We start from the raw sequence: 23,292 nt of genomic DNA on the forward strand, positions 1-23,292 counted from the left end.
GTCCGAATATACATCCGGACTTTATTCAGTTTATTTTAATCTGTTTCTCGTTTTAATGAGATTGATTTTAGCTTTATGGCTTAAGTTTTACGCCCATCTCATATAAAGCAAATGATATCAAATCTGCATTTTCACCGATGACCTGATCTGTTGATCTTCCGGCTCCGTGTCCTGCATTTTTCTCAATTCTTAATAAAATAGGGTTCTTACAAGCTTGCTTTTCCTGAAGTTCTGCTCCAAATTTGAAAGAGTGGGCCGGAACTACTCTGTCATCATGATCACTGGTAATAATCATCGTAGATGGATAACATGTTTTTGTTTTTACATTGTGTACCGGAGAATATGATTTCAGATATTCAAACATTTCTTTGTTGTCTTCTGCTGTTCCGTAATCATAAGCCCATCCTGCTCCGGCTGTAAATTTGTTGTATCTTAACATATCCAGTACTCCAACTCCCGGGAATGCGACTCTCGCTAAGTCTGGGCGTAAAGTCATTGTTGCTCCTACCAGTAAACCTCCGTTTGATCTTCCGGAAAGGGCCATATATTCTTTTGATGTATACCCTTTGCTTTGTAGATATTCTCCTGCTGCAATAAAGTCTTCAAAAACGTTTCTTTTCTGCATTTTTGTTCCAGCATCATGCCACTTTTTACCATACTCACCACCTCCACGGATGTTTGGAACGGCATAGATTCCGCCATTTTCCATCCAGATTGCATTTACGACTGAGAAAGAGGGTTGTAAACTAATATTGAAACCTCCGTAAGAGTATAGAATAGTTGGATTTTTACCATCCAGCTTAGTTCCTTTCTTGTAATTGATCATCATCGGAACTTTTGTTCCGTCTTTGGAAGTGTAAAATACCTGCTCGGAAACATAATCATCCGGATTGAATTTTACTTTCGGTTTTTGATATATCTCAGATTTTCCTGAATCTACATTAAATTTATAAGTAGTTCCCGGCGTGATATAGTTACTGAAAGAATAATAAAGGTCTTTCTCTTTTTCTTTCCCTCCGAAACCTGAAATATTTCCTTTACCCGGAAGGGTAATTTCTCTGATTAGTTTTCCGGTTTTATCGTATTGTTTTACTTGATCTATGGCATCCACCATATACGTTGCGAAGAAATATCCGCCTCCAGAAGAGATTCCCAATACGTTTTCCGTTTGTGGAATGACATCTTTCCATGTTTCCGGAGCCGGGTTGCTGATGGTAGTCTTTACAAGACGCATATTGGGCGCATCTTTATCTGTAGAAATGAAAAGTTCATCACCCTGAGTATCTACAATGTGAGCATTGATATCAAATCCTTTATTAATCTGTACAAAATCGCCTCCTTTTTTCAAATCTTTGATAAAAAGCTCATTTCCATTAGTAGCATTCGCTGCAGAAATGATCAAATATCTCTGATCGTCTGAAACGCTTGCTCCCAAATATCTTCTTGGTGTTTTTTCACCCCCGAAGATCAGTTTATCTTCAGATTGCTTTGTTCCTAGCTTGTGAAAATATACTTTATGCTTATCTGTCATTCCGGAAAGAACTGTTCCTTCTTTCGGTTTGTCATAGCTTGAATAATAGAATCCTTCGTCATTCTGCCATGCAATTCCACTGAATTTTACATCAACTAAAGTTTCATCAATCTGTTTTTTGGTAACAGCATCAATGATGATGATTTTATTCCAGTCACTTCCCCCTTCAGAAATAGAGTATGCAGCCAGATTTCCTTTTTTATTGAAAGAAAGGTTAGACATTGAAGTGGTTCCTTTTTCAGAGAATTTATTAGGATCTAAAAATACTTCTGTAGCTTTTGTCTTATTATTTGTTCTGTATAAAACAGATTGTGCCTGCAACCCATCATTTTTGGAATAATAAGTATAATCTCCTTCTTTGAATGGAGCAGAAATTTTTTCATAATTCCAGATATCTTTCAGCTGATTTTTAATTTTATCCCTGAATGGAATTTTTGAAAGGTAATTCTGGCTATACGCTACTTCTTCATCCACCCATTTTTTGGTTGCTTCAGAATCATTTTCCAGATCTCTATACGGATCAGAAACTGCAGTTCCAAAATAAGTATCGCTTTGAGTCCCCTTTAATGCTTTTGGATAATTCATTGTTTGAGAATAAAAAGATGCTGAAAACAGAACTCCAGCCGTTAATAACATAGGTTTAAAATTCATACTGAACAGTTTTTATCAAAAATACATAAAGTATGTGAAATAAAAAAAGTCCCAAATTTCGGGACTTTAGATTATTCAAGGAGCTATTAATCAGTTCTCCAACAATTAAAAACTATCAAAATAGAAATCGGTAAGATTGGTAACAATTTGATCCGGGCCGCCGTTCCAATAGTATATTTTGCCTCCTTCTTTCAGTTCATACAGACTAAAGTTCTGGTCTGTGGTTACTGTTTTATCTGCATTTTTAAAATCTTCTACTACCTGAATTAAATATTTTTTCAGTTCCTCAACCTTTACCTTCTTCGTGTCACCTTCAGGTCCATGGGTCAATTTTGTTGGCAGCTGAAAACTTACGGTATAGCTTATCTCTGCAATTTTTTCTCCTTCAAGGTATTCGTTAGGAACAATTTTTACATCGTTAACGGTTACTTTTGCTTTTTTAAAATTCCCGATCATTGCCATGAAATAGTCTTCCGCTTCTTTTTTACATGCTGAAGCCGTGGCTTTAGGAAAAGCAGAAAGAAAATTCTCTACACTGCTGTTGATCATTTCCTGCGAAGATTCTTTGAAATTGATCTGGTAAGCATCCTGTCCTTCTACTGTAGGTCTTAAATAATCATTAAGCTTATTTAAAGCTGCATCATCGTTATTTACTAAAGTCTGGAAGTACAGCTCAAAGACTTCTTTAGGATTCTTTACCTCTGTTTGTGCAGAAACGTATTGCCCCATCATGGTAAGCAATAATAAAAAAATAATTTTGTAGTTTTTCATAGTTTATAATTTGAATAATTGTTGTGCTTAAAAGAAAAGCCCCTGAAAAAATCAGAGGCTTTATTATATTTTTTTTGAAACTTTTAGTAGTTTTCTTCTTCTCCCTTCATTTTTTCTGCATTCTCAGCCATAATTACGGCATCAATCATTTCAGAAATATCTCCATTCATGTAAGCATCCAGATTGTACATCGATTTGTTGATTCTGTGATCTGTTACTCTTCCCTGTGGATAGTTGTACGTTTTGATCTTTGCAGAACGGTCACCTGTAGAAACCATAGATTTACGTTGTGCTGCAATATCTCCCTGTACTTTCTGTAATTCGATATCGTATAATTTAGTTCTTAGCATCTCCATTGCCAGTTCACGGTTAGCCAGCTGAGAACGAGCCTGTTGACAAACAACCACTAATCCTGAAGGTTTGTGAGTCAGCTGTACTTTAGTTTCAACCTTGTTTACGTTCTGACCTCCGGCACCTCCTGAACGGGAAGTCTGCATTTCAATATCAGCAGGATTCAGTTCGAAGTCTACTTCTTCTGCTTCCGGTAAAACAGCAATTGTAATCGCAGAGGTATGAACTCTACCCTGAGATTCTGTTTCAGGAACACGCTGTACACGGTGAACTCCGGATTCGAATTTCATAATTCCGTATACGCCTTCACCTTCCACCTTCATGATCAATTCCTTGTATCCTTTTGCTGCTTCATTGGAATCTGTCACTTCATGTCTCCATCCTTTTGTTTTGAAATACATGGTATACATTCTGTACACATCTTCCACGAAGATTGCGGCTTCATCACCACCAGTTCCGGCACGTAATTCAACGATAACGTTTTTGTCATCGGCAGGATCTTTAGGAATCAAAAGAACTTTAAGTTCTTCTTCTAATCCTGGAAGTTTAGACTGTGCTTCTAATTTTTCTTCTTTTGCAAGATCTACAAGATCTCTATCTGAGCCATCTGCAATAATTTCGTCAGATTCTTCGATGCTGTCTAAAGCACCTTTATACTGATCGTAAACTCTTACAATTTTTCCCAAATCACTATATTCTTTGTTCAAAGAAGAATATCTTTTTTGGTCTGAAATGACATCAGGCTGTATAATAAGGTCTGCAACCTCATTATATCTTTGTTTTATAGCTTCTAATTTTGGAATTAATGATTTAGACATTGTCGAATTTTTGTGGGTGCAAAGATAAGGATTATTAATTCAAAATTAAAGTATAAATTTTTGAGCATTAGGGATCAAGGGCATAAAACGGTAAAAAGATACATTTGCCAATTACCTCATCTGCTTTTTTATGTTTCCAATATTCTCTTTAAACTCCTTTGGAGAGTCTTCTGTCTATCCAATATAAAATGAGTCCTACCGCAATAATTCCCAATCCTATCAAACTTTCTTTAGGGTTATGAATAAAAGTAAAATATAAAATATAAATACTGAATAGTAAAAAAACAGTCGGAAAAATATAAAAAGCATTGGACCTAAATATTTTTCTATCTTTCTTTTTAAGAAAATAGACTGTCGAGATCGCTAAGCTGGCAAATAGCTGAAGAATAAAAGCAGTATACACAAAGATTTCTTTGAAACTTCCGGTCAAAATAATAATGGCAGCAATAACCGCATGGGCAAAGATAGCTCTTACCGGAATTCCTTTTTTATTCCCCACAGAAAGCGGTTTCCAGATCCGGGTATCTTTTGCAAAAGCCTGGGTAAGCCTGGATCCTACCCACAGATAACCACTGATGGTTGCAATGAGCTGTAATGCGATAAAAATATTCACAATTTTTCCAAAGGAAAGCCCAAGCATATTTACTGCAGCCTCGCCCATTACATCTTCTTTTCCTACTAATTGACTTACCGGAGCATGTTTCAGCATAATATAATTTACCAGAATATAACTTACTGTCACAAAAACAGTTCCTATGATCAGTGATTTAGGAAGACTCTTCTGAACATCTTTTATTTCTCCGGCAATATAGGATGCAGAGTTCCATCCGGTATAAGAATAGGTAACAAAAACCAGCGAAGTCGCAAAGGCAGGAAGCATAATTTCATGCTGCCAGCTGTCACTGAAGTTCAGACTGTTTCCAATCTCCGGAGAGTCTGATAATCCTACACCCAAGATTACCAGTACAATAATAAAGGCAATTTTGATAAACGTAAAAAAATTATGAAACCGGCTTGAAGTCTTTAAACTGAATGACAAAGTAATGGCTACTAAAAATATAGCGGCAATCGCAAAGCCATTTCCAAATGAATACTCAAACACAGTAAGATATTTTGACATGGCTAAAGCCGCCAATGCAACGGGTGAAGAAAATCCGATAATCAGGGAAATCCAGCTTATCAGGTATCCGAATAAGGGATGATATGTTTCTTTAAGATAGATAAAATCACCCCCGTTTCCTTTAAAGTGAGAGCCTAATTCGGCATAGCAGAAAGCTCCGAACAACGCCAGAATGCCTCCGATTATCCATAATAAAAAAATGCTATAGGTATTGGTAATATCAGATAATTGAAATCCCAGGGTTGTAAAAATACCTGTCCCTATCATATTGGAAACTACAATGGCTGCGGCTGTTTTCCAGCCAATCTTATGTGAAGCAGTACTCATGTATTCATTAAAAATTAAAATTAAGCCTTCCAAAGAAATAGCTTCCTAATGTACCCATCTGAACCGGTGCATATTTGAATACTCCGTAATATGAATTTTTATAAATCTGAAGATCCGGGAAAACATCAAATACATTGTTGGCCCCTACTGTAAAGTTGATATTCTTTGTGATATCATAGCCTACACTCACATCAGTTACTACTTTTGGTGCAAACTCCTGAACTTCTCCGAAAGGGTAACCATCTCTAATTACTTTACCAAAATAGGTATTTCTCACGAGAAAATTGAATTTTCCAATTCCATAGGTCAGCCCAAGTGATGCTTTTGTTTTAGGAGAAAGGGTTTCAATGATATTAATCTGATCCGGGCCAAAGAATTCTTTTTGTGGGGTTTCCAAATTCTCCGGGAAATGGAAATCTGTAATTTTGGTTTCGGTATAATTTCCGGCAAGGTTGATATTTAAGTTTCCGCCAGCCAGTTTCCAATCATAAGAAACAACTACATCCACTCCTTTCGTTTCAGTATCAATGGCATTAGCAAAGAATCTGCCGCTTTCCACCTGATTTCCTTCTCCCACTACATTACGATCAGATAATCTGGAATCTGTAATATTGCTGGTAATAACAATTCTGTCTTTCACTTTAATAATATATCCGTCTACAGTAATAAATAAGCCTTTAACCGGCTGTAAAGTAAATCCTGCACTCCCATTAACGGATGTTTCCTGCTTTAATTTATCAAACCCCAGAACCTGAGCAGCCTGACTATCATTATTAAAAATTCCTTTCCTTACAATCCCCTCACCAGAGGTAGAAATATCTGCAAACGAGTTATTAAAATACTGCTGCTGTAATGATGGTGCCCTAAATCCTGTTCCTACGGCCGCTCTTATTGCATAATTTTTTATAAACTCATATCTTACTGCTAACTTTCCGTTCAGGGTACTCCCAAAATCTGAATAGTTTTCATATCTGGCAGCGGCATCAATATTCAGCTTTTTATCCAGATCATAAGAAATATCAGCATATACTGCAGTGGCGTGTCTGTCTTTTTTTAAGGCATTGTCTGGTGAAAAACCTATAAAAGATTGTGAACCTCCCGCACCAATGACTTTAGAGTCTTTTGTTGCTATATTTCCGTTTTCATCATATTGGGTATAAGATGCCTCGTCTCCTGCTTTGATCTGATATTGTTCGAATCTGAACTCTCCACCGAATGCGATATTGAAGTTCTTGATTTTTTTTGAAACATCAAGATTGACCGTATTTTGCAAAAAGCTATGAGCTCCCGCATAAAACTGTGTTGGAGACTTGATCCCAAGAGAGGCATTATTGGTATTGCTTACATTATAGTTGAAAGTATTATTTCCAAAGGTATTGCTCAGGTCAATCAGCCAATTGTTGACATTATACTTCACTCCTACAGCATAAGAGATATCATAAATCTGAGAATTCAGGACTGCCTGAAAACCGTTGGGATATATTTCTTTAACAATATTAAAATCTTCATTGGGAAGTCTTCTGAAACCATATCCTTTCCCTTCTTTAATACTGAATCCACCAAAAGAATAGAACTTAAAGTTATCGCCCAAAGGATATTCTGCATTGAAAAACAATTGCCCCTGTCTGATTTGCGCGTCTCCAATCTGGAAATTAAAATAGTCTCTTGTTAATCCCCTTCTTCTTATTTCATCATCATCATTTTGTCTTGCAATATCTGGATTGTCTGCAAATTCGTAGGCAAAATTATTTCCGAAAATATCAAGATCGTGATTTTGGGTTCTCGTTGTTTTTCCTCTGTGGCTTAATTGCAATGAAAGATTGACAAATCCATCATTTTTCCCAAGAGATGTTCCATAATTAACTCCCGCCTGGTAAGTATCGCCGTCATTTCTTCCACTTAATCCATAGGTTAAACTTGCGGAAGCTCCGGCATTCTTTTTTAGAATAATATTAATCACTCCGGCAATAGCATCAGAACCATATTGTGCAGCAGCACCATCTCTTAACACTTCAATTTTTTCAATAGCAATAACAGGAATGGTGCTTAAATCTGTACCTACAGATCCATTCCCTACCGTATTCTGATAGTTTACCAGGGAGGTTGTATGTCTTCTTTTCCCATTAAGCAATACTAAAACCTGATCAGGTCCCATTCCTCTTAAAGTAACAGGATCAATATGTTCCGTTCCGTCTGAAGCAGATTGTCTTACGGAATTAAATGAAGGGATTACATAATTCAGAAGGTCCTGAGCCGTCATTTGCGGAGACGATCTTTGAACTTTATCAATATTGATCACATCTACAGGAACCGGTGTTTCCAGTTTTGTTCTTTTAACGTTACGGTTTCCTACGATGATAATGTCTTCGATTTGTTTTTCTTTTTCCTCCTGCTCCTGGGCAGCGACCCATATTGTCCCCAGCAATAATACAGCTGTGCTTAGTTTTTTCATCTTTGTTCTTGCCAATTAATAAATATTCTTCCGCAGATGATTCTGCAGCTACACAAGACTTCAAGAAATGGAATTCATATAGAAATATTGACTTCACTTATCTCCCCCACCGGGTTGGAATTAGCACCTTTACATTTCAGGAATTATGCAGGTTGCTAAGGTTTCATTGGGCCAAATCCCTCCACCTTTCTTGATAAATCTAGTGCAAAGGTAGACTAATTTTTCAAATATGCAAAAAGCGAATTACCCCCTATAAAGAAAAAAGGCAAATTCGCTGAATTGCCAATTTGCCTTTCTATTTATTTTACAATCATCTTTTGAATAGCGATTCCTGTTTCTGATTTCAGATGAACCAGATAAGTTCCGGATGGATAATTGATCTTCAGTTCATAAGTACCATTTTCTTTATCCAGTTTGAACGCATCAAGCTTTTTACCACTCATTTCGAAAATGATGATTTCTCCGTTCCTGGCTTTGTTGAAAATCAGTTTAGCAAATCCATTTTTGATCGGATTATCAGCGATCTGAAGAGATAATTTGTTTGCTGCATTCACATCAGACGTAGATAAAGATCCGGCATTGTTTCCAAAAATTCTGAATTCTCCAGGCTGCAAAGTAATGGGTGCAGTAGTTGACACAATATTTGAAACAGTCTCATCCATCAAATTTTTCCACTGTCCAACATACGGAAAATAAGGAATAACATTTTGTACAGCTGTAGAATAATTCGCCAGAACGACTACGTTTTTCATTCCATTGATGGTAGTATCATATATATAAATCCTTGTGATTAATCCATCAGGATCATTTGCAAGGTTATTGGATTCTATACTATAAGTTTTTGATTTGAATACCGGATGGGTATTTCTGATATCAATAATCTTTGCCCATGTATCATACACTGCTTTTCTGTTAACATCACTGTCATATCCTAATGTGAAAGCTACAGGCTTTTCATCAGTTCTGCACCCGTTGCTGATACTTCCATCAGCACATCGGTTGATACTGAATTCATAGCCCAGCTCTCCAAACTGCCAGATCATTTTTGGACCGGGAATGGTAAAGAAAGTGGCTCCAAATGTTTTCATTCTTTCTAAAGCTGTACTCAAATTCTTCACACTATAACTTCCATTAACAGCTCCGTAAGCAAGGTTTTTAAACATAAGTCTTTCTTCATCATGACTTTCTCCATATCCTACAGCATGCATATTGGTAAAGCCATGAAGACTATGATTCATCCGATCATAATTGCTGTTATCTTTATACCCCATCGTATTTTGATTGTAAGGCTCTGTTTGTTTATTCCAAAGCATCACTCCTTTTCCTTCTGCTATTCTGTAATTAGCCCATTGCTGTTCTTCTGCATCCGTACCAAGGTGTTCGAATATCATATAAGAGTTTGGATCAAGGGCCCATTGTCTGTCTGCATAATGCTTCATAATATCCACTCTGTCCTGTTGATAAGCGTTGGTGCAGTTCTCATCGTTTTCAGAACAGTTTTGCGTAAATCCTTTCGTGAGATCCCAACGGAAGCCATCAATACGGTATTCTGTCAACCATTGCTGAAGACATCTTTCAACGTAATATTGAGTTGAAGGACTACTATGGTTAAAATCATTGAACACATTGTATGAATGCTTCGGAACCTGATTGAAATAAGGGTTATCAGCCGCCACATCACCGTAACCGTCACCATCCGGATCAATATTCCAAAGTCTTACCAAAGGAGAACGTCCTGTTGCATGATTAAAAGCCACATCCAGAATGACAGCAATCCCATTCTGATGACACAGATCAACAAATTCTTTAAATTTTTCCGGAGTTCCATACGCCTTGTCTAAGGCATAATGGAAAGAAGTATTATATCCCCAGGAAAGATTCCCGTCAAATTCCATGATAGGAAGTAATTCAATGGCATTGATTTTTAAGTTTTTTAAATAAGAGATTTTATTAATTAAAGACTGCCAGTTTTTTTCCTGTGTAAAATCTCTTAACAGCAACTCGTACACCACAAGATCTTCCTTAGCTGGTCTTTGAAAATTGCCTGTCTGCCAGTTATAAGGAGTTTGCCCCAGTTTGAATGTTGAAACCTCAAAGCTCTGCCCAGCTGGAAATACCGGAAGATTCGGATATGTGGAAGATGAAATCCATGGATCATCATAAGAAGACAAGATCTGTGGAGAATAAGGGTCCGCGACCCTTCTCAAATCGTTTGTTCTGTACTGGAACGTATAAAGCTGCTGTGGTGTCAATCCATTCAGCTCAATCCAGTAAAGATCCGGATTGACGGTATCCCTTTTCATCAGATAAGTATCATTCACTGTCCAGTTATTGAAACTTCCGATCACATGAACAAAGTTTTTGTGAGGAGCATACAAAGCGAGCCCAACCTTTGTAGGATTTATTGGACTGTAATTTATTCCTTGTCTGATCCAATCCGGAATAGCTTCAGAAACTACATTTCTGGGAACTTGCAAAATAAACGTTGCACTTTTAGACCTACCTCCTTCTGTGGCAATCAGTTCCATACTGGCATCTTGTGAAACAGTATAGCTATAGGAATAAGATTGAGAAGGAGCAGAGGTAGAATTCACTACTACTCCATTAGCTTTAAGCTGGAAAGTAGTATTTACATTCGTTGTTGCGGTAATATTGATCGGACTCCCAATCGGTACTGTTGTAAGGCTGTTGGCCGCAGGGTTAGTTAAACTCAGGTTCAAAACCCCTACATTTACAAAGATATCAGGGGATGTTTGATGTGCTCCGGTTTTATCCTTTAATAAAAACCCAAACCTTCCGATACCGGTTCTGCCAAAAAAGGCTGTTGGAGTTAATGTAAGAGAATAGGTATCTGTTGCTGCATTATAATTAAGCTTATTCAGATCATTGGAATTGTTCCAGCTTCCATTGGTAGGACAATCCTGGCTGTTCTGATAATTGGCATCAAAGGACCATGACCAGATATAAATTGAATTATTAGTTACTCCCCAGGCCGATTCATCAATCTGATCGCCGGGAATTGTCAGGGTAATTGCATCTGTTTCATTAAACGGATTCGGAGAAATCGTATAGTTGATCTGTCCAAAAGCAACCATTGTAATGAATAACAAAGCAGCAGAATATAATTTTTTCATGTCTTTATTTTTATCGAATATAATATTAATTTTTCTTTGCTGTGATCATCTTATTCTATTTTGATCAAACAAGTATCAACATTGCACAAAAAAGGCCCATGAAAAAATTTCAATGAGCCTTTCAATAAAAGTAATTGTAATGAACTATCGTATGTAACGGAAATCTAATAGATATATTGATTCAACTATTAAAAAAATTAATTTTTCATAATTTTCTTTACCACAGATTCACCGTTCTTTAATTTTAACTCTATCATATATAAACCTGAAGGCAAGCTATTCATATTAATCTGGTTATCAGAAAATGAAGCTAATACACTTTGCCCTACCGTATTAATAATCTTTACCCCTTCAATCAAGAACGTACTTTTTATGGTAAGCATTCCCTTTACTGGATTAGGAAAAACCTCAACAGCATTTTTCTTCAAACTGATATCGGACGTTCCAAGCTCTGATTCTATTTTTATACATCTTACTGAAGACCCTTGCCCTCTTGAAGCTCCTGCAGAGGGATTGGCAATTGTAGTTCCTATAAACAAATATTTACCACCAATTCCCGTAGGAGTAGAACTCCAGGAATATCCTTTTTGTCCTACAGACGTAAAACTTCCATCTGAAGAACCTCGGAAACCTCCCATCGGTAATTTTAAAATTCCTTCATAAGCCTTTAAAGGGGTATAAATTCCGGCAATATCAATAACATCTGCCCAATTTGCCTGAGTAGGTAGTCTCCAGCCTGCCCCTATAGCCTTACAAGGGTCAATTCCAACGGTCTCCCCCACTTCTGAAAAACCTGAACCCTCCCATTTATCAGTGAGTCCATTACCAGACCACCATGCTGGAGATCCTGTAATAAAAGACCCATTCTGTAAACCACTCGGAGAGTTCACAGAAGGAGAAGAAACTGTAGACGAAGATCGCAGCTGATGCCCGTCATCCCATCTTCCCCATTGAAACAAATCTCCGTAAGCTTTATCATCATTCATTGCTTCTGCTACTCTTTCACTGCCAAGATTTTGCTGAAGCCATATATTTCCATCCATAGTCCTTACTGTAGTGTAAGTAACTGGTTGTCCGCGATAAATAAAGGTCACACACCCCAGATCTCCAGCATTACTTCCCGGATTCGTATTATTGCAGGTTTGTTGAGCTCCCAACGTACCTCCTGCCATCAGCAATATTCCTATTCCCAGGTTTCGCACTGCAAAATATAAATCTCCAATCATAAATATTATTTTTAATTATTCTAAATTTAATTTAATTTTGCGCAAAAGTACCTTCCATAATTAATTCCGGGTTATCATTTCCCACCTTTTAGTTATCCTATGAAGGTGATTTATGTGGTACTATTGCTGTAAAAATGTGTTGTATGGGGGATCAACAGGAAAAAGAGCTCGTTTTCAGATCAGAGAATATTGAAATTAATATGCAGAATTTATCTGCTTCTGAAGGCTCTCCAAAATCATATCTACTTGAACCTACTTCAAGTTTCAATCTTCTGTTCTTATTAAGTCCGAATATTCATCTGAAGGCTCATGATTGTGATACTCAATTCTTATTTAAGAAAAACCAGTATATCCTTCATTATTCATCACAAAAAAACAAGGCAGAATTATGGACTGAAGGTGAAGAGAATCTTAAATATATGCATATTCAGCTCAATTACCAATACATCTCTCACCTTATCAATCCAGAAATCAACAGAGAAGGAACAGAAATTTTGGAAAATATGGTCCACAATAACTTCATTTTTCTTCAAAAAACCACTCCTCCCAACATGACCGTGGAAATGCATATTATTTTAAAAGAAATTTTAACCTATTCTAAAAAAGGAGTCATGCAAAAGCTGTTTATTGAAGCAAAAATCATCAAACTGCTGATTCTCATCTTTGAACAGTTTAATGAAAAGAATACCCTGAAGATTGTATCAAAAACTCCTGAAATGGTAAAAAAATTCATTGATGAAAATTATCACCGGAATATTAAGGCAGAAGAAATCGGAAAGTTGATAGGTGTCAATCAAAACCTTATCAGGAAAGAGTTCAAAGCAGAATATCACATTACGATTAGCCACTACATTTCGGAACTTAGAATGTTGAAAGCCCGGAAACTTATTACAGACAAGGATATTATGATTAAAGAAATTGCTATTGAATGTGGATATGAATATCTCCAGAATTTTACCCGCGCTTTTAAAAAGAAGTTTGGAGTATCTCCGGAACACTTGCGGAGTAATAAATAGAAAACCGCTTAAAAAATTAAGCGGTTTATATATGTTGTTTTGCTTTGATATTACTTTTTCAGAATTCAGGTGAAAAAGCAATGACAATCAATTAATGATGATGTCCGTGATCGTGAAGGAACGGTCCGTTTCCTTTAGGTTCGTTGAAAATAACCTCTACTCCCTCCTGTTCATATATATTTTTTCTTCTGATATCTTCAGGATCGAAAGGTTTTACTTTTCCGAAGTACTCTTTCAAACCTTCAGTTAGCCACATTGGGATTACTAATCCGAAGAACATAAAAATACACCAGAATCCTACTAAGAACATAGTAATGAAGAATACAGTCCAAAGGAACTGGTAGAACGGCCAAAATGCTGATAAAATAGTTATCATTCTCTTAAAGATTTTAGGCAAAAATAAAGCTTTTTTCTTTTTTACACAAAAGATACCGGCTCTATTTTTTAATTTATTTTGATTCTATATAGATTTTGAGACGGTGGGAATGGAGATATGAGGTTTTTGTAAACAGCTCATACCTCTACTCCCAAGGTCTTTTAGTTTGGTTAATGAGCGAGATCTGCAAAGAAATCATTTCCCTTATCATCCGTAATGATAAATGCCGGGAAATCTTTTACTTCGATCTTTCTTACTGCTTCCATTCCTAATTCTGGGAAGTCTACCACATCTACTGATACAATATTATCTTTTGCAAGAATAGCTGCAGGTCCACCAATAGATCCTAGATAGAATCCTCCGTACTTGTTACAAGCATTGGCAACATCCTGGCTTCTGTTTCCTTTTGCCAGCATAATCATACTTCCGCCGTGGCTCTGGAATTCATCTACATACACATCCATTCTTCCTGCCGTTGTAGGTCCAAAGCTTCCTGAAGCCATTCCTTCCGGTGTCTTTGCAGGCCCTGCATAATAGATTGGGTGGTTTTTGAAATATTCTGGCATTGGTTTTCCGCTGTCGATGATTTCTTTGATCTTAGCATGAGCAATATCTCTTGCTACGATCAATGTTCCGTTTAATTTTAATCTTGTTTTGATCGGATATTTTGAAAGCTCTGCTAGAATTTCAGGCATTGGCTTATTCAAATTAATTTCAACCGCTTCTTCAAGATGTGGTGGCGTAGCTGGTAAAAATCTTTTGGGATCCTGTTCCAACTGTTCAAGGAAGATCCCCTCTTTTGTGATTTTCCCTTTGATATTTCTATCTGCGGAACATGAAACTCCCATACCTACCGGACAAGAGGCAGCGTGTCTTGGAAGTCTGATTACTCTTACATCGTGAGTAAGATATTTTCCTCCAAACTGTGCTCCGATAGCACTTTCCTGACAGATTTTCTGAACTTTAGCTTCCCACTCAAGATCTCTGAATGCCTGGCCGGCTTCATTTCCTTCTGTTGGAAGATTGTCATAATATTTTGCAGAAGCTTTTTTCACAGCAGCAAGGTTAGCCTCAGCCGAAGTTCCTCCAATTACCAATGCGAGGTGATAAGGCGGGCAAGCTGCTGTACCAAGATCGGAAATCTTTTCTTTGATGAATTCTTCAAGAGATTTCTCATTCAGTAAAGATTTTGTCTTTTGGTAAAGAAATGTTTTGTTCGCTGAACCTCCGCCTTTTGTTAAGAATAAGAATTCATAATAATCTCCTTTCTTAGCATAGATATCAATCTGCGCCGGAAGGTTAGATCCTGAATTTTTCTCATCAAACATTGTTAAAGGAACAACCTGAGAATATCTTAAGTTTCTTTTTTGATAAGTGTTGAAGATTCCACGGCTTAAGAATTCACCGTCATCCACTCCTGTGTAAACGTTTTCTCCTTTTTTACCCATTACAATCGCCGTTCCTGTATCCTGACAGGAAGGAAGCGCTCCTTCTGCTGCTACAGCAGCATTTTGTAATAAATTATAAGCAACAAATCTGTCATTATCGGTAGCTTCAGGATCATCAATGATTCTTTTAAGGCTTTCTAAGTGTGAAGAACGCAACATGAAAGAAACGTCTGCCATAGCTTCTTCAGCCAATAATTCCAATCCCTTTGGGTCAACGGTTAAAATTTCTCTGTCACCCAGTTTTTCAATCTTTACATAATCTGATGTAAGCTTTTTATACACCGTATCATCTTTCTGAATTGGATACGGATCCTGATATCTAAAGTCCATTCAATTTTTTGTTTGTACAAAAATACGGCTTCCTCTAAAAAAACATTAGCTAAATCAGTCATTAAAATTGATATTTATAATGATTATAAATTGCGAGTTTTTGAGTTTATAAGTACCTTTATACTAATCAAATAATGGAGTCCAAAAAAAGTAAAAAAGTGGCTTCACAATTAAAAAGATTATAAAATTTCAACCACAATGAATTACAGAATAGAAAAAGACACCATGGGAGAAGTGCAGGTTCCTGCAGATAAACTTTGGGGTGCACAGACAGAACGTTCCAGAAACAATTTCAAAATCGGTCCTGAAGGATCTATGCCTCATGAGATCATTGAAGCTTTTGCTTATTTAAAGAAGGCTGCAGCTTATACCAATACAGATTTAGGAGTGCTTTCTGAAGAAAAGAGAGATATGATCGCTAAAGTTTGTGATGAAATTCTTGAAGGGAAATTAAATGATCAGTTCCCTTTAGTAATATGGCAAACTGGCTCAGGAACACAATCTAATATGAATGTGAATGAAGTAGTTTCCAACCGTGCTCATGTGAACAACGGCGGAACTTTGGGTGAGAAGTCTGAAATTCATCCAAACGATGATGTTAATAAATCCCAGTCATCCAACGATACTTATCCAACAGCAATGCATATTGCAGCCTATAAAAAAGTAGTGGAAGTCACCATTCCGGCAGTTGAGAAATTAAAAAATACGCTTGCTGAAAAATCCAAGGCCTTCAAAGATGTAGTAAAAATAGGAAGAACGCACTTAATGGACGCTACTCCACTTACATTGGGCCAGGAATTTTCCGGTTATGTTGCTCAATTGGAATTTGGCTTAAGAGCTTTGAGAAATACTCTACCTCATCTTTCTGAACTGGCTTTGGGGGGTACAGCAGTCGGAACAGGACTGAATACACCAGCCGGTTATGATGTAAAAGTGGCTGAATATATTGCAAAATTTACCAACCATCCGTTTATCACTGCAGAGAACAAATTTGAAGCATTAGCTGCTCATGACGCTATTGTTGAAAGCCACGGTGCTTTAAAACAACTTGCTGTTTCTTTATACAAAATTGCTCAGGATATCAGATTACTGGCATCCGGACCTCGTTCAGGAATCGGGGAAATCTATATCCCGGAAAATGAACCAGGATCATCCATCATGCCTGGAAAGGTAAACCCTACTCAAAATGAAGCTCTAACAATGGTTTGTGCTCAGGTTCTAGGGAATGACACAACCATTTCTTTTGCCGGAACTCAAGGAAATTATGAGCTGAATGTTTTCAAACCGGTAATGGCCTATAACTTCCTGCAATCTGCTCAACTTATTGCTGATGCATGTATTTCATTCAACGATCACTGTGCTGTAGGTATTGAACCTAATCACGAAAGAATTAAAGAGCTTGTAGATAAGTCTTTAATGCTTGTAACGGCTTTAAATACTCATATAGGGTATGAAAATGCTGCAAAAATTGCAAAAACAGCTCATAAAAACGGAACAACTCTGAAAGAAGAAGCTGTAAACCTTGGGCTTTTAACTCCTGAACAATTTGATGAATGGGTAAAACCTGAGGATATGGTCGGGAGTCTGAAATAAGAATTCCAATTTTCATTCATAGACTTTAAATAAAACACCGGAGAACTTTCTCCGGTGTTTTTAATTGATATCAATGAGAGATTATTCTATTCCGATGGAAATCCCGAAAACAAGAGCTTTGTCATTTTTAAAATAGCTGTCTTTAAAGAAATTACTAAAGTCTTTCTTCACAAATACGCTGAAGCTGTTGTACGAAAACGTAAGCTGAGCTCCATATACAAAAGGATTTACCTGATAATTTCCTTTATTTCTGATCTCACCCTCGTTTCCTTTTACAATATTGTTGGTTGTCATTTTCACTCCTCCATATACATTGGCTCCTACTTTAAAACCTCTGTAATAATTTCGGTACTGAATGTCCATTCCTGCATTTTTAAGTTTTGAAAAGTTATACTGCACTCCTAGCGGAATCATAATATAACCTGTTCTCAATTTACTTTTGCTCAGATTTCCGTTGTATTGCTCAAGGGCAACTCCATAGTCCGGACTTTTTGTAAATAGCACATTATTATCCATTCTAATGGTTCTCCAGGAAAATCCTAGTCCGGAAGTTATAGCCCACGGGCTTGTTCGGCTCAGCTGATAATTTAGTTTTAATCCAAATTCGAGATTACTTGCATATCCGATATTTTTATCTAACTCATTGTCCGGGAGATCATTGGTCAGCGTCATTACTCCGTAAGAAAAATACCCGGTAAGGTTTCTTGTTGGGCGAAATTTCTTTAACAGCTTTTCTTTAAGCTCCTCATTAGAATTTACATCCGTATTTAAAAGTGAATATCTCACCTGCTTTTGGATAACATCATCCAGATCAAACCCAAGATCTTCAATTCTTTTATCCATTTTTTCTGAATAGCGGTCTGCAATCTGGGCTTTTTCTCTATTAAAATCTGCAGTATCAAGATTTCTGGATTTTAAAACTTCAAGCTCTTCTCCCATCAATTTCTTTTCTTCCTGAATGATCGTATTGATTTTTGCAGCATATTCTTCAACCTTCTCTTTCACAATTGGGCTTACTTCAGTATCTTTTTTAGACAAATTGATATTGAACTTCTTTTGCGCATAAAATGATGTCGAAACAAGGCACACCATTCCCATTACGATTAATTTCTTGATCATGTTATTATTTTTTTTATTATTTGGAGATAATTATTTAGTATTCAATTCTATAGTAGCCACATTACTTCCACCTTTTGTTTTTTCAATCACATCTTTATGTTCTACTGAGAAAAGGAGTGTAGAAGGATCCACATATTTTTTCTTTTTCACCTGAACTTTTGAAGAGTCTACCTTTGCAAGAGTTTTCGGAGCCTGAATACGGAGGGCTTCAATTTCCTTTTCAGAAATAATTTCTTTGGAACTTATTTTACTTTCTTTTGTGATAGGTAAAACTGCGATCTTTTCAGCTTCTTTTGAAATGGGACCATTTTTCAGTTCTTTCTTTGTATTGGTTTTCTCTGCTAACTGAGCTTGATCCTGCTCCAGTATGGCGATTATTTGTTCCACATCATGTTTCGGTGCTTCCTTTACCAATCTCGGTTGAGCTGATGATGAATCATTCAGTAAAAATAAAACCGTTCCTAAGCTGAAACTCAGTACGATGCATGCAGCCACTAAAAACCAGTTTATTTTTGATCCTGTAGTGGTTTTATTTCCGGACTGCATTTCAATTTCAGACCAAAGATCTCTGGAAGGAGTAATTTCCCGTTCTTCAATCTGTTTTCTGACTTGCCATTCAAAATTATCTTTAGACGTGTTCATTTTTCATTTTTTTTTGTTGTTGAAAGTAGATCTTTCTTAGTTTTTCTTTTGCTCTGAACAACTGTGTTTTGCTCACGGCAAGAGAAATTTGCAAAGTATCAGCAATTTCCTGGTGAGAATAGCCTTCTAATACATACAGATTGAAAACCATTCTGTAAGCATCCGGCAATTGATCCAATAATTCCTGTGCATTAAAATCAAATTCAATCTTCGGTTCATGGGTATCTTCCTGAAAAGACTGATTGATCTCGTCGAGATAAAATACCGTTTTATGACTTTTAATAAAGTTCAGGCATTCATTCACAACAATTCTCCTGGCCCAGCTTTCTAGATTTGCTTCTTCCCGGAAGCTTTCTATATGCTTAAATATTTTACAGAATGCTTTAATGAGACAATCTTCCGCCTGGTACAAGTCACTTACATAACTTTTTGCCACACTCAGAAATCTCTTTACATTCTGTTCATAGAAAAGCTTCTGTGCAGCCGGATCCTGTTTCTTCAGAAGGCTCAACAAATCATCTTTTTTATTTCCGAACAAAAATTTCATTCTAATACTGTTTCTACTATAAAGACAATGAAAATTGTAAAAGGTTACACAAAAAAAATATTTTTTATTTTGAATTAATTGAGTTGTAAAAAAAGACAGGAAATAAAGCTTTCCTGTCTTGTAAATTATGATCCGGCAAATTCATTCATTCCGGAAACCTGATCTGAAAAATACTGTTCAAGATCTCTTAAGGTTTCAGGAGTTGTTTGAATGTCTTTTACCAACTGACCCTTATTCACTACCACAATTCTGTTACAAACTTCTGTAGTATGTGATAAGTCGTGGCTGGAAATAAGAAATGTCACTCCATCCTGTTTTGATAATTCTTTGATCAGATTTTTAAGCTTAATCTGGGTAGATGGATCCAGATTAGCAAATGGCTCGTCCAAAATGATGATTTCAGGATTTCCAATAATCGCTCCTACAATTCCTACTTTTTTCTGATTTCCTTTCGAAAGGTCCCGGATATACTTTCCCGATTTAAGGATCTCTCCATTAAAAAGATCATGAAAAGGTTTTAAAAACTCATCTACAGAAGCCTTATTCTGGCCTCTTAATTCACCAATAAAATAAAAATACTCTTCAGGAGTCAGATACCCAATAAGAAAGGAATCATCTACAAATGCGGAAACTTTGTTTTTCCAGATTTCGGATTCATTTACTTTTATTCCATCAATGCTTACAAAACCTGTACTTGCCTGAATAAGGTCTAGCATAAGGCTGAAAAGAGTAGTTTTTCCTGCTCCGTTGTTTCCTACCAAACCGAAAGTTTCACCATTAGAAATTTCAAGATGTTCAATATTCAGAACGGTTGCTGTTCCGTATGTTTTAGATAAATTATGTATAGTAATCATAGCTTAGTCTTTATTTTTAAACGCTTCTAAAGTGCTGTATTTTTCTTTTTTATAATGCTTTACAATGATATCAAAGATTTTTTCCCGAAACAAAAATCCTATAAGCCCCAGTATGGCAATACTTACCACTCCCGCCGTAATTCCAAAAAGTGATTTTGCACCGGCAAATACGGCCATAGGAAGAAGCATTTTGGGAATCATCAACAGCATTGACTTTAAATTGAAACTATTTTTCTGCCCAAATCTTTTTTCTTTTGCATTGAGATCAATCTGTGTTTTGTTGAACGCTCCGGACCAAAGTGTAAATTGTGAATTTACGCCAATATTATAGAGCCCAGCCGCGAAAAAGGTAACATAAATTTCCCAGCCAAAATAACTATAAAGGGCTGCTATAATGATTGAAACTCCAGTCACAATATTCATCAGCCACCACTTGGCTTTTAAATATTCTTTGTAAGGAACATTAAGGGTCATCATCAGCGGATAATAAGAACTGTCAAAGGCAGGAACTCTCTGCCCAAACAGAAACTGAAATCCTCCGGTTACAAAAAGTCCCATAAACATAGTCATTGCCGGAGTTTTATATGCCTTGGAAGTATACATCAGCAAGCCATAGAAAAGAAACATAAAGCTTCCTAAAAGAATTCCTTTGGCTACTTTATTACGTCTCAGCATTTTAACATCATTATTGATGAATGTCCCTATGACCCCATATTTATTCAGAAATGCTATATTTTCTGTTTTTCCTATTGATTTTTTAGCTTCAAGACCTTGATCCAGATAGAACTCTTTGCGGATATATCTAAAACTAAAAGCCCATAATATCACAAACAATGCAGCAGGAATCAGAGAAAGATAGGGCTTTTTATAAAGGCCATAGAAGGCTATTTCCGAGTAAGACAGTATCGGAATAATATGATAATAACCTAATGCGGCTACGATTACAATGATTACAGCCACCGCAATCGCAACCTTTTCTGTACTGTTCAGAAAAATATTGACAAAGCTATTCAGATAAAATAACGAGGAAATACCAATCAACCACGACAGAATTCCTACAACGTTATACCCATGAAATAATGCAATTCCTGAAAATGTAATGAAAAAGAGGGAATTCAACCAGCTGAAAGCTGAAAAAAAAGTTTTTATCAACAGATAATTGACCAGGGTTCTCTTTTTTATATTCAGTGTAAGGAAAGGTTTGATATTCTGTGTGGGGATTTCCTGCCATAGATATTTGATGGCTAAATCTGCAACCCAACCTATGAGTAAGAGGGTAGAAACAACCTTTAGAGGATCCTGATGCATTTCTTCCTGAACATACATAAAGGCCAAAAAGGCCGCGCCTACAAGACAGCCCATGAAATAAAGAATCGCAATGAATCTCAGAATTTTCATGGTAAGATTGACCCCTAGCGAGGTCCCACGGAAGAAGCTTTTGATTTCTAGATTAAGGAACTTTAGAAACATAGTTTAGTTTTTATATTAGTAAATATAATATAAAATATGTTACAGTTTTTTTAGCCAATTCATAAAACAACCCGCAGAAAATATGTGGTTTGTAAATCCTGATCATGTGTGTATTTTTTTCCATATTTTTTTGCTTCCGAATACCCAAAACTTTCAGCCGTATACTGTAATGCATTATTTGATATTTTTGTAGTAAATCGATCTACGCCTCTAGTGTAAATAATCATATTACCTGAAGCATATAAAGAATAGTCAAATAATCTATTTCCGCTAACGAGATGTTCTCTATCCCATTTACTTCCTCATTTGACTATAGCATAAAATCAATTACTAATTATTTAAACCAAAATGTAAATTTATTAGAAATAACTCCACTTTTTATTTACTTTTGCAATCTTAATCCACATAATGTGGTATTATTATAAAAAATTAATATCCATGAAAAAAATGTTTTTTTGGGCTTTTATAGCCCTCTCATTAAACAGTCATGCTCAATTATTGGGAAAATTAAAAGATAAATTAGCCACCAAAGATAAATTGGAGCTCTTCCCTGAAGAAAAGTTTGACTTTCCACAATACAAAAATCATATTGGAGAGATATGTTTTTCAAACGATGATTTTGATCGCACACTTCCTGAAACTAAATACATCAAGACTTACACTCTTGGAGATAATTTATCGGTCAGAGCCTTCATGGCTAATTCTCCAGCAAACAGTGCAATGATACAATTGGCTGAAAGCGGTAAAAAACCAAAAGAAATTAATGCGGACAAAAGTATTTTTGGCCGTTGTAAAATTTCCTTCATGGTATATGTTGACGGAAAATTTGTTGACGCAACAAGCCATGGTGAGTATTTTGAAGCTTCAGAAATGACAGGCTTACCAACCCATAGAATGGAATTAAATGATGGGACCGATAAGAACTTTTTTGGTGAAAGCATATATCGTACTCTTCTTCAAAAACAAGAATTGTTAACTCCGGGAACTCACAAATTAAAAGTTGAATTGGTGCCAGTCATAATGGGTGATACAAAAGGATTTCAGTACAAACCCATTGCTGTTGGAGAAATTGATATGATTGTTCCAAAGGAAATAAAAATAACGGCAGGCGATTGTTTTCCTAAAAGTGTAGTAAGTGATCCTAAATTGGAAGCCGAAGTACTGAAAGCGGCTAAAGTATATTTTAAAGAAAATGCTGCCAATGCTCTCAAGGCCCTATTACCATTCGAAAAAATATATATTGTAAGAGGAGATCACGGTGAAATTATTAAAAAATCATTTATGGCAGCAATTGCCTGTAAAAACAATAAGGGAGAAGTCTGGTATGATTATTATATTTTCGATAAGATGTATGATGGCTCCAAATATCTACCCGCAAATGTAAGCTCTGATGCCACAGTGAATGGCGCTTTTGCTCCAGATGGTAAAAACGTTAGTGCGGGCTGTCTTAAATTTTTAAAATAGGAAATCCGTTACAAATTGGAACTCCTGTACGAAAAGTATTTTTTGGAAAAAA

The 23,292-nt window shown here is 36.3% G+C and carries 17 protein-coding genes and 1 riboswitch; of the genes, 3 read left to right on the plus strand and 14 right to left on the minus strand.

The genetic code is table 11. The features are described 5' to 3' along the window. Window positions 1-73: 73 nt before the first annotated feature. From AC3HD6_RS18260 to AC3HD6_RS18290, 7 genes are all read right to left on the minus strand, one after another. Entirely contained in the window at window positions 74-2,182 is a 2,109-nt protein-coding gene (locus AC3HD6_RS18260) for a prolyl oligopeptidase family serine peptidase (RefSeq protein WP_488897633.1), read from the minus strand. A 105-nt stretch (window positions 2,183-2,287) separates the two neighbouring features. Further along, entirely contained in the window at window positions 2,288-2,953 is a 666-nt protein-coding gene (locus AC3HD6_RS18265; RefSeq protein WP_488897634.1) for a hypothetical protein, read from the minus strand. An 83-nt stretch (window positions 2,954-3,036) separates the two neighbouring features. Next, window positions 3,037-4,122 (minus strand): peptide chain release factor 1, encoded by a 1,086-nt coding sequence (gene prfA / locus AC3HD6_RS18270; RefSeq protein WP_488897635.1) that lies wholly within the window; start codon window positions 4,120-4,122, stop codon window positions 3,037-3,039. A gap of 148 nt (window positions 4,123-4,270) precedes the next feature. Beyond that, window positions 4,271-5,569: an APC family permease gene (locus AC3HD6_RS18275; protein ID WP_488897636.1), complete on the minus strand. Its 1,299-nt coding sequence runs from the start codon at window positions 5,567-5,569 to the stop codon at window positions 4,271-4,273. Between the two features lie 7 nt (window positions 5,570-5,576). Continuing rightward, the gene (locus tag AC3HD6_RS18280; protein WP_488897637.1) at window positions 5,577-8,021 is read right to left on the minus strand and encodes a TonB-dependent receptor plug domain-containing protein; all 2,445 of its coding nucleotides are present in this window, start codon (window positions 8,019-8,021) and stop codon (window positions 5,577-5,579) included. Between the two features lie 94 nt (window positions 8,022-8,115). Beyond that, window positions 8,116-8,221, minus strand: a riboswitch (SAM riboswitch). Window positions 8,222-8,320: 99 nt separating this feature from the next. After that, window positions 8,321-11,155: an alpha-amylase family glycosyl hydrolase gene (locus AC3HD6_RS18285; RefSeq protein WP_488897638.1), complete on the minus strand. Its 2,835-nt coding sequence runs from the start codon at window positions 11,153-11,155 to the stop codon at window positions 8,321-8,323. A gap of 197 nt (window positions 11,156-11,352) precedes the next feature. Beyond that, window positions 11,353-12,381: a T9SS type A sorting domain-containing protein gene (locus AC3HD6_RS18290; RefSeq protein WP_488897639.1), complete on the minus strand. Its 1,029-nt coding sequence runs from the start codon at window positions 12,379-12,381 to the stop codon at window positions 11,353-11,355. Window positions 12,382-12,524: 143 nt separating this feature from the next. On the opposite strand from AC3HD6_RS18290, the gene AC3HD6_RS18295 reads away from it, so the two are divergent. Further along, window positions 12,525-13,397: a helix-turn-helix transcriptional regulator gene (locus AC3HD6_RS18295; RefSeq protein ID WP_488897640.1), complete on the plus strand. Its 873-nt coding sequence runs from the start codon at window positions 12,525-12,527 to the stop codon at window positions 13,395-13,397. 91 nt (window positions 13,398-13,488) lie between these two features. Here the strand turns inward: AC3HD6_RS18295 and AC3HD6_RS18300 are convergent, their stop codons facing one another. Together AC3HD6_RS18300 and AC3HD6_RS18305 are read right to left on the minus strand one after the other, a co-directional pair. Beyond that, a complete protein-coding gene (locus AC3HD6_RS18300; RefSeq protein ID WP_185124639.1) occupies window positions 13,489-13,773 on the minus strand; it encodes a hypothetical protein in 285 nt (94 codons plus the stop codon). A gap of 170 nt (window positions 13,774-13,943) precedes the next feature. Next, on the minus strand, window positions 13,944-15,551 hold the full coding sequence (locus AC3HD6_RS18305) for a fumarate hydratase (protein ID WP_488897641.1): 1,608 nt from the start codon (window positions 15,549-15,551) through the stop codon (window positions 13,944-13,946). A 198-nt stretch (window positions 15,552-15,749) separates the two neighbouring features. Here AC3HD6_RS18305 and fumC point away from each other — a divergent pair, with 198 nt between their 5' ends. Then, window positions 15,750-17,144, plus strand: coding sequence for a class II fumarate hydratase (fumC, locus tag AC3HD6_RS18310; RefSeq protein WP_488897642.1), 1,395 nt, complete (start codon window positions 15,750-15,752; stop codon window positions 17,142-17,144). Window positions 17,145-17,225: 81 nt separating this feature from the next. Here fumC and AC3HD6_RS18315 read toward each other — a convergent pair whose 3' ends face one another. The 5 genes from AC3HD6_RS18315 to AC3HD6_RS18335 all read right to left on the minus strand — a co-directional run bounded on the left by AC3HD6_RS18315 (window position 17,226) and on the right by AC3HD6_RS18335 (window position 21,776). Next, complete coding sequence (locus tag AC3HD6_RS18315; protein WP_488897643.1) at window positions 17,226-18,263, minus strand: outer membrane beta-barrel protein; 1,038 nt, start codon at window positions 18,261-18,263, stop codon at window positions 17,226-17,228. A gap of 30 nt (window positions 18,264-18,293) precedes the next feature. Next, entirely contained in the window at window positions 18,294-18,905 is a 612-nt protein-coding gene (locus AC3HD6_RS18320) for a hypothetical protein (protein WP_488897644.1), read from the minus strand. Beyond that, window positions 18,892-19,452, minus strand: a complete 561-nt coding sequence (locus tag AC3HD6_RS18325; RefSeq protein ID WP_488897645.1) for an RNA polymerase sigma factor — start codon at window positions 19,450-19,452, stop codon at window positions 18,892-18,894. The genes AC3HD6_RS18320 and AC3HD6_RS18325 overlap by 14 nt, the downstream gene beginning before the upstream one ends. Before the next feature lie 125 nt (window positions 19,453-19,577). Next, entirely contained in the window at window positions 19,578-20,306 is a 729-nt protein-coding gene (locus tag AC3HD6_RS18330) for an ABC transporter ATP-binding protein (protein WP_488897646.1), read from the minus strand. A gap of 3 nt (window positions 20,307-20,309) precedes the next feature. Next, the gene (locus AC3HD6_RS18335; protein WP_488897647.1) at window positions 20,310-21,776 is read right to left on the minus strand and encodes a DUF5687 family protein; all 1,467 of its coding nucleotides are present in this window, start codon (window positions 21,774-21,776) and stop codon (window positions 20,310-20,312) included. A 438-nt stretch (window positions 21,777-22,214) separates the two neighbouring features. Here AC3HD6_RS18335 and AC3HD6_RS18340 point away from each other — a divergent pair, with 438 nt between their 5' ends. Then, complete coding sequence (locus tag AC3HD6_RS18340) at window positions 22,215-23,240, plus strand: hypothetical protein (RefSeq protein ID WP_488897648.1); 1,026 nt, start codon at window positions 22,215-22,217, stop codon at window positions 23,238-23,240. Window positions 23,241-23,292: the final 52 nt, after the last annotated feature.

This window comes from Chryseobacterium sp. II3a, assembly GCF_057815135.1.

Bases quoted from the DNA above. Each gene is read 5' to 3' on its own strand.
- AC3HD6_RS18330 (WP_488897646.1), bottom strand. From the start codon at position 20,306: ATGATTACTATACATAATTTATCTAAAACATACGGAACAGCAACCGTT.
- AC3HD6_RS18275 (WP_488897636.1), bottom strand. From the start codon at position 5,569: ATGAGTACTGCTTCACATAAGATTGGCTGGAAAACAGCCGCAGCCATT.
- AC3HD6_RS18300 (WP_185124639.1), bottom strand. From the start codon at position 13,773: ATGATAACTATTTTATCAGCATTTTGGCCGTTCTACCAGTTCCTTTGG.
- AC3HD6_RS18315 (WP_488897643.1), bottom strand. From the start codon at position 18,263: ATGATCAAGAAATTAATCGTAATGGGAATGGTGTGCCTTGTTTCGACA.
- AC3HD6_RS18295 (WP_488897640.1), top strand. From the start codon at position 12,525: ATGGGGGATCAACAGGAAAAAGAGCTCGTTTTCAGATCAGAGAATATT.
- AC3HD6_RS18265 (WP_488897634.1), bottom strand. From the start codon at position 2,953: ATGAAAAACTACAAAATTATTTTTTTATTATTGCTTACCATGATGGGG.
- AC3HD6_RS18305 (WP_488897641.1), bottom strand. From the start codon at position 15,551: ATGGACTTTAGATATCAGGATCCGTATCCAATTCAGAAAGATGATACG.
- AC3HD6_RS18340 (WP_488897648.1), top strand. From the start codon at position 22,215: ATGAAAAAAATGTTTTTTTGGGCTTTTATAGCCCTCTCATTAAACAGT.
- AC3HD6_RS18280 (WP_488897637.1), bottom strand. From the start codon at position 8,021: ATGAAAAAACTAAGCACAGCTGTATTATTGCTGGGGACAATATGGGTC.
- AC3HD6_RS18325 (WP_488897645.1), bottom strand. From the start codon at position 19,452: ATGAAATTTTTGTTCGGAAATAAAAAAGATGATTTGTTGAGCCTTCTG.
- AC3HD6_RS18320 (WP_488897644.1), bottom strand. From the start codon at position 18,905: ATGAACACGTCTAAAGATAATTTTGAATGGCAAGTCAGAAAACAGATT.
- AC3HD6_RS18260 (WP_488897633.1), bottom strand. From the start codon at position 2,182: ATGAATTTTAAACCTATGTTATTAACGGCTGGAGTTCTGTTTTCAGCA.
- fumC (WP_488897642.1), top strand. From the start codon at position 15,750: ATGAATTACAGAATAGAAAAAGACACCATGGGAGAAGTGCAGGTTCCT.
- AC3HD6_RS18285 (WP_488897638.1), bottom strand. From the start codon at position 11,155: ATGAAAAAATTATATTCTGCTGCTTTGTTATTCATTACAATGGTTGCT.
- prfA (WP_488897635.1), bottom strand. From the start codon at position 4,122: ATGTCTAAATCATTAATTCCAAAATTAGAAGCTATAAAACAAAGATAT.
- AC3HD6_RS18335 (WP_488897647.1), bottom strand. From the start codon at position 21,776: ATGTTTCTAAAGTTCCTTAATCTAGAAATCAAAAGCTTCTTCCGTGGG.
- AC3HD6_RS18290 (WP_488897639.1), bottom strand. From the start codon at position 12,381: ATGATTGGAGATTTATATTTTGCAGTGCGAAACCTGGGAATAGGAATA.